The following is a 14,820-nucleotide window of genomic DNA, read 5'->3' as shown; positions in this document are numbered from 1 at the left end:
GATATCGAAAAGGAGACACCGTCATGCAGAAAACGGTTTTGATTACAGGGGCATCAGGGGGGATCGGTAAAGAATTAGCCGACCGGTTTGCTCAAGATGGGTACAATATGGTACTCGTCGCCCGTAATGAAGCAAAGATTTTGGAACTTGCGACGGACTATCAGATGACTCATGGTGTCGACGTGACCGTCATCGCTAAAGACGTCGCAACACCCGGTGTCCCACAGGAAATATTTAATGAACTGCAACAGAAAAAAATTCACGTCGACTATTTAATCAACAATGCCGGATTTGGGCTGTACGGAGCATTTTTAGAAACGGATCTTGAGCAGGAAATGAATATGATTGAAGTCAACATCAAGGCCGTGACCGTCATGACCAAACTGTTTTTACCCGGTATGGTGCAACGAAACCGAGGCGGTGTCATGAATGTCTCTTCAATGGTTGGATTTTTCCCGGGACCGTTAATGTCGGTCTATCACGCCACGAAGTCGTACGTCTTATCGTTCACAGAAGCACTCGAAAATGAAGTGAGCGGTACAAATGTAACCGTGACAGCACTTTGTCCGGGACTGACCGCCACCGGCTTCGTCGACCGTGCCGGCATGGGGAAATCGAACATGCTTCAAGGTAAAGTGATGGAGGCAGGACGCGTCGCAGAAATCGGATACCGTGGATTCTTGAAGGGTCAGACGCTGATCATTCCGGGCACACAAAATCGAATCATTTCGTTCATTCCGCGTTTGTTGCCGCGTAAACGGCTTACCCGGATGATCCGGAAAATGCAGGATGGATCAACAACATAACTAGTGTAATAAGCGGTAGATCAATCATCGCTTGCATACGAAAAGGAGGAGCCGGATACCAGTCCGTCTCCTCCTTTTTGGTACTCTAGCGATTACTTGATGCAACCAATTTCTCCAGATTGCCTAAACAAAAGGTGAAACCTTATTGCTCCAATCCGTTCTTTTCGATGATCGCATCCGACAGACGCAAATCTTTTCGTACTTGTTTCGTTTGTGACTGGCACATCTTACGGTCGACCTGTTTTTTCGTCGAGACGTCATAACAGGTGCCGTTACCGGCTTTTTCCGTCAGGTTCGCTTCGTAATAATAGTCTTTGTAGCGGAAAGAACCGTCGCGGAAGGCGGTCAGATTCGGTTCGTCATCGAGTAAGGAGTTGCCCATCATATACGGTGACTCAAGATTGAGTAAATCAACAATCGTTGGAGCGATATCGATTTGTCCGCCGTTCTCTCGGATGATTTCACCTGTATCCTGATTGGGTTTCTTGATGAACAGCGGTACGCGACGGTCGAGTTCAAAAGCATCGACGGCATTGTCGATTCCGAGTTCCCGTTGCATCTCACTGTCTTTGTTCGTCAGACCGCTGTCATGATCGCCGTAAAAGATTACAAGTGTGTCGTCCCACATGTCTTTTTTCTTCAATTCCTTGACCATCTGTCCGACGGCTCCGTCGACGTAGTGGATGGTCTGGTAATAGCCTCTTAACATCGGATCGTCATAACCGGACAAGTCGAGTTGCCGTTCGTCTTTTGGTATCTCGTATGGCGTATGACTTGTCAAGGCGACAAGGAAGGAGAAGTACGGTTCTTTCAGCATTTCCATATGTTTAATCGATTTTGTGAAAAACTGTTTGTCATTCAGGGCCATGCCGATTTTCTTTTGTTTCGGATAATCATCTTGGCTGAAAAAATGTTTGAAGCCGATATTTTGATAGACCTGATCGCGGTTCCAAAAGCCTTTTTCATACGCATGCATGGCAGCTGTGTCGTACCCGTTCGTACGCAACAGATCTGGCAGCGCGTCAAACTCGTTGTCCGGGAACCGGGTATAGACAGAACCGGATTTTAACGGATAAAGCGAAGTGTTCGTAATGAATTCGGCGTCCGAAGTCCGCCCTTCGTGCGTCTGGTGGTAAAACGACGAGAAGTACAATGATTCCTCTTTCAGTTTGTTTAAATTCGGAGTTAAGGTCTGACCGTTCACTTGTTGGTCGATGACCGATGCCTGAAACGATTCGAGCTGCACTAAAATGATGTTTGGTTTTTTCGTGGCACCACTCGTGTCGGAAGTTTTCGTTTCGTCGATCTGTTGTTGTTCCGACGTGGTCAACGCTTTGTCCGGCGCAATGGCGCCTTGGATACCGCGCAACAAATCAATGCCGTGATATCCCCAAAATCCGAGCTGGTAATAGTCGCGCATGTCGGACACGGACCGGCTGAGCCGTTGGTCTTCTTTGACGACGCTGTATGTGACCGGAGCCGCAAACAGAACCATACCGGCAAGGAAAGCGAGTCCGGCCGTTTTTCGGCGTGTCTTTTTCGCAACGGCAAATGTCCGCTTTCGCATGAAGAACAAAAAGCCGATGAAAATCAGACTGTCCGCAAACAACAGGAAGTCCGATGGCAGAATCAAGGCAGCAAAACCGCTGCTGACATCTCCCATCTGCATCATCTGTGACATGAGCGAAACGGACAGGAAGTCGTCAAAGTAACGGTAATACCACATATCGGAAATCAGTAAAAAACTGTGGGCGATGAGAAGGCCGAGCCAAATCCAGCGGCGTTTTTGCCAGTCGATTAATAGGGTCCAACTCGACAGCACCAGCATACCGCCGAGATTCATGAAAAAGAGATCGAGCGGAAAAGCCGTATCGGTATAAAAACTAAACAGCACGAATTTTAACGTGCCCAACAATAAATAAAACGCGTAGCCGAGTACAATCATGATTTGCTCCTAACGTTCGTCATAGTCTTGAAATAGTCTATACCCTGAAGCGAATGAGAACGAACGTTTGAGTCGGTCGTTATGTGCTGTGCATTTGAAAAAGCCGGGATTCAAGCAGTGAAGGAGAAAAGAAACATCGAAATAATAGGAATGTTATAGATTTTATAAGTAATTTACATTAGGATGAATTGGTGCGTATTTAATGTTTGAGGGAATTTTTTCAATTTCAGTCGTCCCGTCATGAATCAAAAAGTATAGGAGCTAATGTAAAATGAATCAACTGAATCAAAAAGAAGTGCCGCAACAAAAACTCATTAACACCAAAAGCCAGTTCCGGCCTGAAATCGAAGGGTTGCGTGTCGTTGCTGCCTTACTGGTCGCAGTCTATCATATCTGGTTCAACCGCGTATCGGGCGGTGTCGATGTGTTCTTCGTCATCTCCGGATTCCTGATCACGACGTCGATTATCTCGACGATTAACCGGACCGGTGAATTCCGCTTTTTGCCGTACGTCACGAAACTGATTAAACGGTTACTGCCGTCGGTCCTGTTCATTTTAGCCGTCGTCCTCGTTCTCAGTTCATTTTTACTGCCGCAATCGATTTTAGAGAAAACGATTCGTGAAGTCGTCGCCTCGATGTTCTTCTATCAAAACTGGCAACTCGCCATCTCGAGTACGGATTATCTGGATGCGAGTCAGATGAAATCGCCGGTCGAACATTTCTGGGCACTGTCGATTCAAGGTCAGTTCTATATGATTTGGTTTATTCTGTTCTCATTCATCTTATGGATGGTCAAAAAGTATACGATTAAAAACGTCAAACCGATGATCAATACGATTTTAGGAGTGTTGTTCGTCACATCGTTAAGCTATTCGATTTATTTAACGGAAGTCAACCAGCCGTGGGCGTATTTCATCACGATGACGCGCGTTTGGGAATTTGCGTTGGGCAGCCTGCTTTGCATCAACCTGTCGTCGATCCATGTTCCGAAATGGATGGCGACTTTGATGGGCTGGCTCGGATTAATAGGTCTTGTCCTGACCGGGATTCTCTTTAACGTCTCGCAAATGTTCCCGGGCTACATCGCCTTGTGGCCGATGACATGTGCGTTGTTCATCGTCCTGTCCGGAACACGCGACACGACGTTCGGCATCAAACGTTTCCTCGGATCAAAGCCGATGGTCAAACTTGGAGGCATTGCGTTCGGGATTTACCTTTGGCACTGGGTCCTGCTGGAGTTTTATCGGTACAACGTCCAGCAGACACCGGGCTTCCTGGTAGGAACTGCCATCATCCTGTCGGCGATTCTTCTGTCGTACCTGATGACGGAATTTATTGAGAAACCGATCCGCAGTGCAACAGTCGACCGGTCCGCTTTCAAGAAGCTCGGCATCATGATGAGCATCAACGTGTTGTTGATCGGTTCACTGATCGGGCTCAAGTATTTCGAAGAGCAGGAATTAAAGAAGGGTGTCAGCGCAAACGATTATCCGGGAGCGATGGCAGTCAAGAATCCGGATCAAACGCCGGAGCGCGATCCGTTTCCGTCCTATGCCAACGTCTTTGATGACCTGCCGCTCGTCCATACTGATGGCAGTAATCAGGGACTGAGCAAAAGTGATGTCAAAGTCGGCGAATACGGCGAAACGAAAAACTACATCGCAACGATTGCCCTCGTCGGCAGTTCGCACTCGGAGCAATGGTTCGGAGCGATTCATGAAGCCGCAAAAGGTGAGAAGTACCGGATCTTGAACATCACCCGTTCCGGAACACGCTTCTCGACCGGCTACGACGATAACGTCCTAAAAGGCATCTGGAATCAAAACGTCCTCGACTATTTGAAGGATGCCGATGTCGATCTGATCATCTCGCACGTCACGGCGGCGGATGCGACGAAAGATAAGATTCACCAACAGATGGTCGATCAAATGCAATACGTCAAAGACGAGTACGGCATCGACGGTCTGGCACTGCGGGATAATCCGCGTTACAGCTTCAACGTCCTCGAGTCGCTCGAGACGACTAGCATCGAAGAGACGACGAAGAAGATGAATGCCGAAGTCAACCAACGTGATGGAGCGTATTGGAAAAACTTCGAAAAAACGAACAAATCGCTCTACAAACTCGACTTGACGGATTACTTCCGCGTCAACGGTGAATTCCGTCCGGTCATCGGGAATGTCGTCATCTATCGTGATATCAGTCATATGACGAATTCATATGCTGAAAGTTTCGGACCGGTCTTCAAACAGAAACTGAATGAAGTCGTGACGGATATCCTGAAGAAAAAAGAAGAAAAGTAAGAACTGAAACACTTCCGCTTATGGGTGGAGGTGTTTTTTGTAGAGAAAACAGGTCTTTGGAATAATTTGGGGAATACAACAGGGAACGTACAAAGGGGGAACTACACATGACAGAAACAGAACTCGCACAACGTTTTCAAACGTTTGCGGAACGGGAGTGCCGCGACTCCAGTCCGTTATACGAATACTTATCACTCGAGATTGCGAAAAACCCGGAAATTCTCGCATTATGCCAACACGCACGTGACGGTCAGCCGGTTCCGAACCTGTTATTTGGTGCCGTCCATTATCTGTTGTTAAAAGGCGTCGGTCATCCGCTCGCCGCGTATTATCCAAGCGTGACTGAACGGCCAAAACCGTTTACAGATGCCTTTGCCGATTTTCAGTCATTTTGCGCGACATATGAAGCCGAGTTGATTCCGCTCCTGGCACATCGCCTTGTCCAAACAAATGAAGTTCGGCGCTGTACGTATCTCTATCCGGTCTTCAGTCAGATTCATCAACAGACACAGAGACCGCTCGCTCTACTTGAGATCGGTACAAGTGCCGGCTTACAGCTGCTGTTTGATCAATACAGCTACGCGTACGGAAACGGAGAAGTCGTCGGGAACCCGGTATCGCGTCTGCACTTGACGTCGGTCATCGAAGGAACGGAAACGCCGGCCGTGGCACAAACGCCGCCGCCGGTCGCAAGCCGGATCGGACTTGATCTGAACATCGTCGACTTACATGATGCCGATGAACAGTTGTGGCTGAAAGCACTGATTTGGACGGAGCACCGGGAACGGCTCGAGATGTTCGAGGCGGCAGCGCGTTACGTAGAAGAGTACGCGCTGGAACTCGTCGAAGGGGACGGAGTGAAGTTGTTGTCGCTCTATGCAGCACAGACACCGGACGATAGTATCCTCTGTATTTTCCATACGCATGTTGCGAACCAGATGCCGCTCGCGGTCAAAAAAGAATTGCTGCAGGTCGTCAGGGAAATCGGGCGGACGCGTAATCTCTATCACGTCTACAACAATGTCCAGGACCGTTACCTGCATCTCGATGCCTACATCGACGGTGTGTTGACGGAACAGACGATTGCCGAGACGGACGGACACGGTCGCTGGTTCAAATGGCTCGTGACACAAGAAGTATAAAATTATCTTGGATTCAAAGGAAAGGCGTTACTTTATCCAAAAAACGGGAAAAGACGACATGTACATCCATCGTCCGTCACTGTTTTCGAAAAAAGGAGCGAAGTCATGTCTAATGTGAAACTGGCTGTCATCTATTACAGTTCGACCGGAACCAATCATCAACTCGCCATGTGGGCGAAAGAATCAGGAGAAGCCGCCGGTGCTGAAGTCCGTCTTGCGAAAATCAAGGAGACGGCACCGGCAGAAGCAATTGCCTCGAATCCACTTTGGCAAAAACATACCGATGCTACGCGTGACATCGAGGAAGCGACACCCGACTTGCTTGACTGGGCAGATGCGATCATCTTCAGCGTCCCGACCCGTTACGGACACGTTCCTGGACAATTCCAGCAGTTCCTCGATACGACAGGCGGACTTTGGGGACAAGGGAAACTCGTCAATAAAGTCGTCAGTGCGATGTCGTCTGCACAAAATCCGCACGGTGGTCAGGAAGCGACAGTTCTTGCTGTTTATACATCGATGTTCCATTGGGGTGCGATCGTCGCAGCACCAGGGTATTCGGATCCGGTCCTGTTCGCAGCAGGCGGAAACCCGTACGGAACAACGGTCACTGTCGACCAGGACGGAAACATGGTCGAATCGGTTGAACCGGCTGTTCGTCACCAGGCGAAACGGACGGTCGATATCGCAAGCCGTATTAAAGGATAAGCAAAAACCGCGCCGTTCCGCAAGGGAACTGGCGCGGTTTGTTGTTATAACGGTGGCATCGGATTAAGCGGTAAGTCGACGGTGAAGGTCGAACCTTGTCCTTCGATTGATTCGACATGGATTTCGCCATCATGGGCACGGGCAATTTCGCGACAAATTGATAACCCGAGTCCTGTTCCACCGATTTTTCGGGTATCCGAATTATCGACACGATAAAACTTTTGGAACAGTTCGCTCATCGCGGAAGCAGGAATTCCGATTCCGTGATCGGTAATCGCGACCGTCATACGATCATGATGTTCTTCCAATCGAATCTCAATCGGACCTCCTGCCGGCGAATATTTAATGGCATTGTTAATCAAGTTCCCGAACATCTGCCGGATTTTCTTCGAGTCCCCTTGGATGACCTGAACCGGGATATCTGAGAAAATCTGGATATCATGATCGGACGAAGACAGGCTATGGAGTTGTCTCAAATCTTGCATCACCGGAATCAAGTCAAATGGTTCGAACGTATACTTTTGGTGATTCGCCTCCATGCGTTGGAGGTCAAGAAAATCGTTGATCAAAAGTGATAATCGTTCCGTCTCCGAATGGACGGCTGCTAGATATTTCTTTTGACGATGTGGCGGTAAATTACGTTGGATCATCAGTTCCGTGAACCCGTAGATTGAGGATAACGGAGTGCGTAATTCATGGGAAATTGTTGAGACGAGTTCGTTTTTAATTCGGTCAATTTCGACTTCATTCGTCACATCACGTAAAACGAGAAGAATCCCGCGGAATTTTCCGCCGTAATGGATTTCTTCCGAGTATGTCTTGATGAAACGTTTTTCACGATCGATTGAAAAGGTAATACCTTCTCCGGTTTCACGATTAATGAATGTTTGGTGCAGATATCGTTCGAATTCAGAGAGCTGATCCACTCGATTTTTCAGATAGGTGATCGAGTCATCGATTTCAATCAACCATTCTGCTTTCGAGTCGACGGCAGATGGATGATCGAATAAATCGAGTAACGGACGATTGATTAATTGAATCGGTCCGTCGGGTTCGATGTAGACAATCGATTCGCGAATCGAGTTCAGCAAGCGTGCCGTTTTTTCCCGTTCCCGTCCAATCTCGTCAAACGTCCGCATCCGGAGTAACGATAAGGCCAGCTGACGTGCAAAGGCAGCAAGCTCCTCTTGTTCCTGCGGGTCAAATGGATGATGGAGACGCATCAGGTAGATATAGGCGATGATCTCATCAGTGCTGGCATCAAGAACCGGTGTGACGGCAATCGCGCGTTGGGCAAACTGAGCGATGTGCGGGACTTTATCCTTTCGTGCTCGGCGGATGACAGGTTCGATTGTCGCAATTAAATCGTCTTGTTCTTGTTCCGTCAGACCGTAGGAAATGATATTCGTCACCGTTGTTCCTTCCTTAAAAATCAAGGAACCGTTCGTTGAATCGGTAATCTCGACCATTTTTTCGATGACGGCCGGATAAGCGGTGACTGTATCACGGGAAGCAAGAGTTTCCGTCAGCTGATTCCGGATTTTCAAGTGTGCTTCGTTCCGTAAAGTGATTCGCAACGCTTGTTCTAAATTATCATTGGATGACATCAACCGGTGTTTATTGTCGGTCAGGGCCGTCGCCATTTGATGAAAAGATTTGCTGAGCTCACCGATTTCATCGGTCCGATTCATGGGAATCAGCGGTGCGGTATGTTGCCCTTGGGCAAGCAGTTTACTTTCTTTACTGAGGAGCTGGATTTGACGTGTCGTCCGTGCGATGAACGGTCGAATGATCAACAGAATGACAAGGAACAGGACCAACAGATTGATGAGCCAAATCCATTCCGCGTATTTCGTTTGTTTGATCAGTTTCTCTTTCGCCATTTCTTCTTTCGCCTGGAGACTCGTCCGGTAACTGGTGAAGACACTCTCCATCGTATTAACGCTTTTGCGCATCGTTTCACTGTTCGATGCATTCATCTTGAATTTCCGGTTCGGATCCCGCTTGACCTGCGGCATCATCGATTTCAAACTCGGCATCTGTAAAAACGTTTCGTCCACGGTACCGTCCTGTTTGGCTTTGACATATTTAATCAGGCTCGGCATGACGAATGTCGTGTAGGACGTGTACAGGGAGCGGACATCAGACGCGTAAATCTGATCCGCTTGATATTTTCCGTTTTTCTCGAACCATTTGGTTTGCTGTTCAAGAGATGATTTTTTTTCATTAATGGTTTCAAGAACGGCGTCATCACCGAAGACGATATATCCGCGCATTTCATATTGTAAGGACTGCCAATCGTCCCATAAGGACGTCGCCCGTTCCTGCCGTTCACTGATCGCATCGAGACTTGTCTTGGCGCTTATCACCTGATGATTCGTATAAAAGTAAGCGGCAATCGAAGAGACTGATAACGTGATCAGTATAAGGTAAAAAGCGGACATGATTTGCCGGCTGATTTTTTGATTGAACCATTTTTTCATATGATTGTGGATGCCCCTTTGCTTCAGCGTTCCGTATTGAACATAGATGTAATTACTATACTTATTTCTTACCGTAATCGTACATTTTTTAGACTCAGAAATACAGTGTTATTAGAAAATTATCTTAAATACAAGAAATTCATACCAGAAAGTGCTAAATCAAGGGTAAGGATTAAGAAGTTGAAGGGCAGATGTCCTTTGGCAGGAAGAATGCAGAAGTATTAACATTTTGAAATGAAAGGGGAGAAGAAGGATGAATTATCGATTTTTAGCGGTGCTGTTTGCAGCGGATGCTGCCATCCTCATTATCGGAGGAATGTTGCTGCGCGATACATTTCAGTACGCACCGGTCATCGGCTGGGCGGGAGGACTCCTGTCATTGCTTGCTGCCATCGTCTTTTCAATGAAACGTCAAAAAAGCAGATAATCGAAAAACAGGATGTTCTTTCTCTTTTCGAGAAGAACGTCCTGTTTTTTTTAGATTAATGCTGTTCGACGACAATCTTACCAATCGTCTTGCCACTTTCGACGAGACGGTGGGCTTCTTTTAAATTCTCTGCATTCAGTCCGATCAACGTCTGAGTGACAGTCGTCTCAAGTGTTTCTTCCTCGAGCCAAGTCGCGATGCGGGTCAGAATTTCATGTTGGCGAATCATGTCCGGTGTCCCGAACAGGGAGCGGGTGAACATGAACTCCCAGGCGAAAGTGGCACTCTTTTGTTGCAAAGCGCTGAGATTGAGTGCCTGCTCCGTCTCGACGATACTGCAGATGGTCCCTTGCGGTGTGATGACATCGACCATCGCATCAAAATGCTGATCGGTCGCATTCAGACAAAAAATGTAGTCGACGTACGAATAACCGAGTTGTTCGAGTTGTTCCCGGAAATCTTTGTGGTGGTTAATCGTATGATGGGCGCCGTGTGCTTTCGCCCAGTCAATCGTTTCCGGACGGGAAGCGGTCCCGATGACGGTCAGGCCGGCATGGTTCGCAAGTTGTGTCGCGATCGATCCGACACCGCCTGCTGCACCGATGATTAGAATCGTCTTCTCGAGATTTGATTTGGCATCAAACGTGATATGCATCCGGTCAGTTAAAGCTTCGTAAGCCGTCAAGGCAGTGAGGGGAAGCGCCGCCGCCTCGCTGAACGTCAAACGTTCCGGCTTCTTCGCAACAATCCGTTCGTCGACGAGCTGGAATTCACTGTTGGAACCGGGACGATTGATGGCACCGGCGTAGTAGACTTCATCCCCGACGGAAAAGAGGGAGGCGTGATCACCGACTTCAACGACGACGCCGGCTGCATCATAGCCGATGATTTTCGGTTCCTGTTCGTCCGCGCCCTTAGCCCGGACTTTCGTATCGACCGGATTGACGGAAACGGCTTTAATTTCGACTAGCAGATCGTGTCCTTTTGCGACGGGACGTTCCAGTTCAAGATCAATCAGACTGTCGGCTTCCGTAATCGGTAAATGTTTGTGGAATCCAATGGCTTTCATCTGTTGCATGACAAAACATCCTTTCAGAGATAAGTATCTTTTGAACTTTTCCACGCGTCATGAAAAACGAAACCCGTCCAAAATTAGAAAACCCGTTTCCTTCCTGTAAGGTCCATGCGTTGAATTGGAAATTTGTAGTAGAATGCAGAGTGTAGATCTTATTAAAAGGAGTCGAATTGTATGCATGATGTCATTTCTTTTCCGGCTGCCCCGACACAATCGATCATTGAACAGTATTTAGTCCATGCGCATCCCTATCCCCGTTCGTATCAACCGGCGAAATTGATTGCGCTTCGACGGGAACGAGGGGTCATGAACCGGTTGTACCGAACAGAACGGGAACTGGTTCTCCGTCCGAGCGAATCGGTTGCTCCGCAAGTCCAGCGCCTGTCGCTTGAGCAACAACAGCGTTTGATTGGTTATATGGAAGCCCGAAAAAATAGTTTCGGGTTTGGCGAGGCCGAGACATACAAATTTTATCTGCTCGAAATCGCTTATGAATTACGGCATCTTCCGCGGACAAGTCAACCGCTTCGGGCCCATACGTATTATCAGCTGGAGGAATTGCTGTCCGGTAAAACGTTTGTTCTCCATGCGACGGCTCGCCGACAAGGATAAGTCTTTACTCCAAAGAAAGCTGCCTCGACGTGATGTCGAAGCAGCTTTTTGATTTAGAGGGCCGTTGTCGGTGTCGGCTTGGCACCCGTCTTTGCATAGGCCGCATCAATGTCAGCACGGATTTGTTTGACCGGAGTATCTTGTTGGTAAGCGACGATTGATTGGGCGGCGATATCGAGACACGTTCCGCACGTAATGCCGTGTGTCGTCCAAGTCGTTTTTCCATCTGCTGTTTGATCAGCGATGAAGCAATCATAGTTACTCGTGTGTCCGGCCGATTCCCCGCACCCGCAATAACACGGCATCTTTTCCAACAGATCCTGATGTTTGGCGACAGACAGGTAAATCGTCTGAATCGAAGAATCCGTTTCTTTTAAGAACGCCGGTGCAATCGCCGACGACGTCGTCTGTTCCAGCTGATCGGCACTTGTGTGCGTCGCATGGGCCTCGTGGTCAGTATGCGGCGCACTCTTTTGTTCCGTCTGTCCGCACGCACCGAGGACAAGCGTCGCCGACAGTGTCATGATCATCCATCCGGTTTTCCCAGGCATCTTCATTCCTCCATCACTCGTTGATTCTTTCCTTAGTATACGGTGGAAGGTTCAACGGCAGGTAAGGAGGTAATGGCGATTCGATGACAGTTCTTATCGCGTTAACTGTTGTTCGATTGTCTCGAAGTTCGTTTCCATCATCGTCAAGTATGTTGAGGCGTCTGTTCCTTTTGCCCCGAGGGAATCGGTGTAGAGGGTTCCGCCGATCGGAATGCCGGTTTCACGGGAGACCGTCTCCATGCTGCGCCGGTCGACACTCGTTTCGACGAACAGCACCGGAATGTCCTGTTGTTTGATTAAATCAACAATCCGCCGGACTTGGTCGGGCGTCCCTTGGTTATCGGAATTGATTTCCCAAATATAATCCGCTTTAAAATCATAGGCAGAGCTGAAATATTTAAAGGCGCCTTCACTCGTAATCAGATGACGTTCGGCATCCGGTATCGCAGTAAAGCGTTCTTTTGCTTTCATGTCGAGTGTTTGCAGTTCTTTAACATAAGCCGACGCATTTTTCTCATAATCCGCTTTGTTCGCCGGGTCTTCTTTAATCAATGCGTCTTTGACATTTTCAACGTATTGGATGCCATTGCTGAGATCGAGCCAGGCATGCGGGTCGGTTTCCTGTTCCTTTCCGGCTGCCGTCAAATACTTTAGTTCGACCCCTTTACTTAAAGCATAGACCGGAGCATCTTTCTCGTCCTTATTCGTACTCGAGCGGAGTTTATTGAACCAGGATCCGCCGGCTTCGAGATTCAGACCGTTGTAAAAGACGACATCGGCATCCGCCATCTTCCGGACATCGGTTGGCAACGGCTCGTATTCGTGCGGATTTTTGCCGATCTTGACCATGCTGTGGACGTCGACGTGTTCACCGCCGACGACCCGGGTCATGTCTTCTAAAATCGAATAGGTCGTAACGACTTGTATTTTGTCGTCGTCGGCAGAATCGGTAGAACAGCCGGCCAGCAAAACGGCGAGACCGGCTAAGGGGATGAATCGTTTGAAGGTCATGGCGTGAGCTCCTTTTTCGGTAATTTCCATTTCCGGAGCAATCCGTGGCGCGGTGAGAAGATGAAGACCAGCGCAAACAAGGCGGTCGCGACCAAGACGATCGAGGCTCCGGACGACAGGTTATAGGTGAAGCTGAAGTATAGACCGACGACGGAAGAAATCGTCCCGAGACCGGCAGACAGAAAAATCATCCGCGACAACCGGTTCGTTAACAGATAGGCGGTCGCCGCCGGTGTAATCAACATCGCGACGACGAGAATGATACCGACTGTCTGAAGCGATGCGACCGTGACGAGCGTCAACATCGTCATCAGCAGGTAATGAATTAATCGGGTCGACAGACCATATGCTGCCGCCATCGTCGGATCAAATGAGGTGACAAGCAATTCTTTGTAGAATAGAAAAATTGCCCCAAGGACAATCAGACCGATGGCGAGCGTCATCCACATATCGCTTGGACGGACGGCAAGGACGTTTCCGAACAGAATATGGTACAGGTCGCTGCTGCTGCGTAAAAAAGAAATCAGGATGATCCCGAGCGCAAAGGCTGACGTAAATAAAATGCCGATGGCCGTGTCATTTTTAATCCGGCTGTTTTGACTGACGAAACCGATCCCGAGTGCGGTCAGAAGACCGGTCGCGACGGCGCCGATGAAGAAGTTAATCCCAAGCAGGTACGAGATGGCGACACCCGGCAGGACAGCATGGGAGATCGCGTCCCCCATCAGCGACATCCCGCGTAAAATGATGAAGCAGCCGATGACACCACAGATGATGCCGACCATAACGGACGTCACAAGTGCTTTCTGGAGAAAATCATATTCGGTCAAAGCTTGAATGAAATCAAGGACATTCATGACGAAACCTCCACTTTCTGAAGGAAGGCAAGCGGATTGCCGTATGCGCCTTCGATGATATGCGGCTGCAGGACATCGGTTGGCGGACCTACTGAAATGACCCGTCGATTGAGGAGTAACAGTGTATCAAAGTAATCGGCCGCCTTACTTAAGTCGTGGTGGACGACGATGATTGTCTTTCCTTCCTCACGCAACGTGCGTAACAAGTCGATGATGACTCCTTCACTGCCGGCATCAACGCCGACAAACGGTTCGTCGAGCAATAACAGGTGGGCTTCCTGCGCTAAGGCACGGGCCAAAAAGACACGTTGTTGTTGACCGCCGGACAGTTCCCCGATTTGACGGTCAGCGTAATCGAGCATCCCGACCCGTTCGAGGCAGGAGCGGGCATGCATCCGATGGTGCTTCGTCGGACGCTTGAATAGACCAAGTTGTGGAAAACAGCCGATCAGAACGGCATCGATGACGCGGATCGGAAAATCCCAATCGATCGCACTGCGTTGCGGGACATAAGCGACCTGCGTCCGAGCCTCTTTCATCGATTGACCAAGCAAACGGATCGTAGTTGCTTCTGCCGGAATCAAGCCCATGATTGCTTTGATGAAGGTTGATTTCCCGGCACCGTTCGGACCGATGATTCCAATGAGTTGACCCGGCGTGAAGCGAACCGACACTTTTTCTAAGGCGATGTTTTCGAAATACGAAACGTTTAATTGTTCTACTTCTATTGCGTACATGTGAAGACACTCCTTTCAACTGCTTGAATTTTAGTGTGAAAACAAATGTTTCCTTAGGGAAAGAAAAAGTCTAAAAAAAGAGATTGCCTTATCGCATATATTGTTCTACTAACTAATAATGTTTCCTTTAGGCAAATTTTAAGGTGAGACGAAATAAATGT

13 protein-coding genes are annotated in these 14,820 nt (G+C 48.5%); 6 read left to right on the top strand and 7 right to left on the bottom strand.

Annotated elements, in window-relative coordinates; translation table 11 throughout:
• Positions 1-23: 23 nt before the first annotated feature.
• Positions 24-806, top strand: coding sequence for an SDR family NAD(P)-dependent oxidoreductase (locus tag ABIC15_RS13490; protein WP_114597274.1), 783 nt, complete (start codon positions 24-26; stop codon positions 804-806).
• Between the two features lie 142 nt (positions 807-948).
• Here ABIC15_RS13490 and ABIC15_RS13485 read toward each other — a convergent pair whose 3' ends face one another.
• Positions 949-2,751, bottom strand: a complete 1,803-nt coding sequence (locus ABIC15_RS13485; RefSeq protein WP_354020926.1) for an LTA synthase family protein — start codon at positions 2,749-2,751, stop codon at positions 949-951.
• A 271-nt stretch (positions 2,752-3,022) separates the two neighbouring features.
• Between ABIC15_RS13485 and ABIC15_RS13480 the strand changes: the two genes are divergently transcribed.
• The 3 genes from ABIC15_RS13480 (at position 3,023) to wrbA (ending at position 6,906) form a co-directional block, all read left to right on the top strand.
• Positions 3,023-5,056 carry an acyltransferase family protein gene (locus ABIC15_RS13480; RefSeq protein WP_188004819.1) on the top strand — a complete coding sequence of 678 codons (2,034 nt, stop codon included), beginning with the start codon at positions 3,023-3,025 and terminating at the stop codon, positions 5,054-5,056.
• A 107-nt stretch (positions 5,057-5,163) separates the two neighbouring features.
• Positions 5,164-6,198 carry a DUF2332 domain-containing protein gene (locus tag ABIC15_RS13475; RefSeq protein WP_354020925.1) on the top strand — a complete coding sequence of 345 codons (1,035 nt, stop codon included), beginning with the start codon at positions 5,164-5,166 and terminating at the stop codon, positions 6,196-6,198.
• Between the two features lie 105 nt (positions 6,199-6,303).
• Positions 6,304-6,906 (top strand): NAD(P)H:quinone oxidoreductase, encoded by a 603-nt coding sequence (wrbA, locus tag ABIC15_RS13470; RefSeq protein WP_131502452.1) that lies wholly within the window; start codon positions 6,304-6,306, stop codon positions 6,904-6,906.
• A gap of 44 nt (positions 6,907-6,950) precedes the next feature.
• Here the strand turns inward: wrbA and ABIC15_RS13465 are convergent, their stop codons facing one another.
• A complete protein-coding gene (locus ABIC15_RS13465) occupies positions 6,951-9,389 on the bottom strand; it encodes an ATP-binding protein (protein ID WP_354020924.1) in 2,439 nt (812 codons plus the stop codon).
• A 253-nt stretch (positions 9,390-9,642) separates the two neighbouring features.
• On the opposite strand from ABIC15_RS13465, the gene ABIC15_RS13460 reads away from it, so the two are divergent.
• Complete coding sequence (locus ABIC15_RS13460; RefSeq protein ID WP_188004817.1) at positions 9,643-9,816, top strand: hypothetical protein; 174 nt, start codon at positions 9,643-9,645, stop codon at positions 9,814-9,816.
• A 55-nt stretch (positions 9,817-9,871) separates the two neighbouring features.
• Here ABIC15_RS13460 and ABIC15_RS13455 read toward each other — a convergent pair whose 3' ends face one another.
• Complete coding sequence (locus tag ABIC15_RS13455; RefSeq protein ID WP_354020947.1) at positions 9,872-10,885, bottom strand: zinc-binding alcohol dehydrogenase family protein; 1,014 nt, start codon at positions 10,883-10,885, stop codon at positions 9,872-9,874.
• Positions 10,886-11,065: 180 nt separating this feature from the next.
• On the opposite strand from ABIC15_RS13455, the gene ABIC15_RS13450 reads away from it, so the two are divergent.
• Entirely contained in the window at positions 11,066-11,503 is a 438-nt protein-coding gene (locus tag ABIC15_RS13450; protein ID WP_354020923.1) for a hypothetical protein, read from the top strand.
• Between the two features lie 53 nt (positions 11,504-11,556).
• Here the strand turns inward: ABIC15_RS13450 and ABIC15_RS13445 are convergent, their stop codons facing one another.
• From ABIC15_RS13445 to ABIC15_RS13430, 4 genes are all read right to left on the bottom strand, one after another.
• Positions 11,557-12,054, bottom strand: a complete 498-nt coding sequence (locus ABIC15_RS13445) for a PCYCGC motif-containing (lipo)protein (RefSeq protein WP_354020922.1) — start codon at positions 12,052-12,054, stop codon at positions 11,557-11,559.
• Positions 12,055-12,147: 93 nt separating this feature from the next.
• Positions 12,148-13,065 carry a metal ABC transporter substrate-binding protein gene (locus tag ABIC15_RS13440; RefSeq protein WP_354020921.1) on the bottom strand — a complete coding sequence of 306 codons (918 nt, stop codon included), beginning with the start codon at positions 13,063-13,065 and terminating at the stop codon, positions 12,148-12,150.
• Entirely contained in the window at positions 13,062-13,922 is an 861-nt protein-coding gene (locus ABIC15_RS13435) for a metal ABC transporter permease (RefSeq protein ID WP_131502447.1), read from the bottom strand. Before ABIC15_RS13435 ends, ABIC15_RS13440 begins: the two co-directional genes overlap by 4 nt.
• Positions 13,919-14,659, bottom strand: a complete 741-nt coding sequence (locus ABIC15_RS13430; protein WP_131502446.1) for a metal ABC transporter ATP-binding protein — start codon at positions 14,657-14,659, stop codon at positions 13,919-13,921. The genes ABIC15_RS13435 and ABIC15_RS13430 overlap by 4 nt, the downstream gene beginning before the upstream one ends.
• Positions 14,660-14,820 lie beyond the last annotated feature (161 nt).

It is taken from the genome of Exiguobacterium sp. PvP048, from assembly GCF_040549175.1.
Taxonomy (GTDB): Bacteria; Bacillota; Bacilli; order Exiguobacteriales; family Exiguobacteriaceae; genus Exiguobacterium_A; species Exiguobacterium_A artemiae.
Note: the sequence above shows the minus strand (reverse complement) of the source record. Positions and strands in the feature narration are given on the sequence as shown.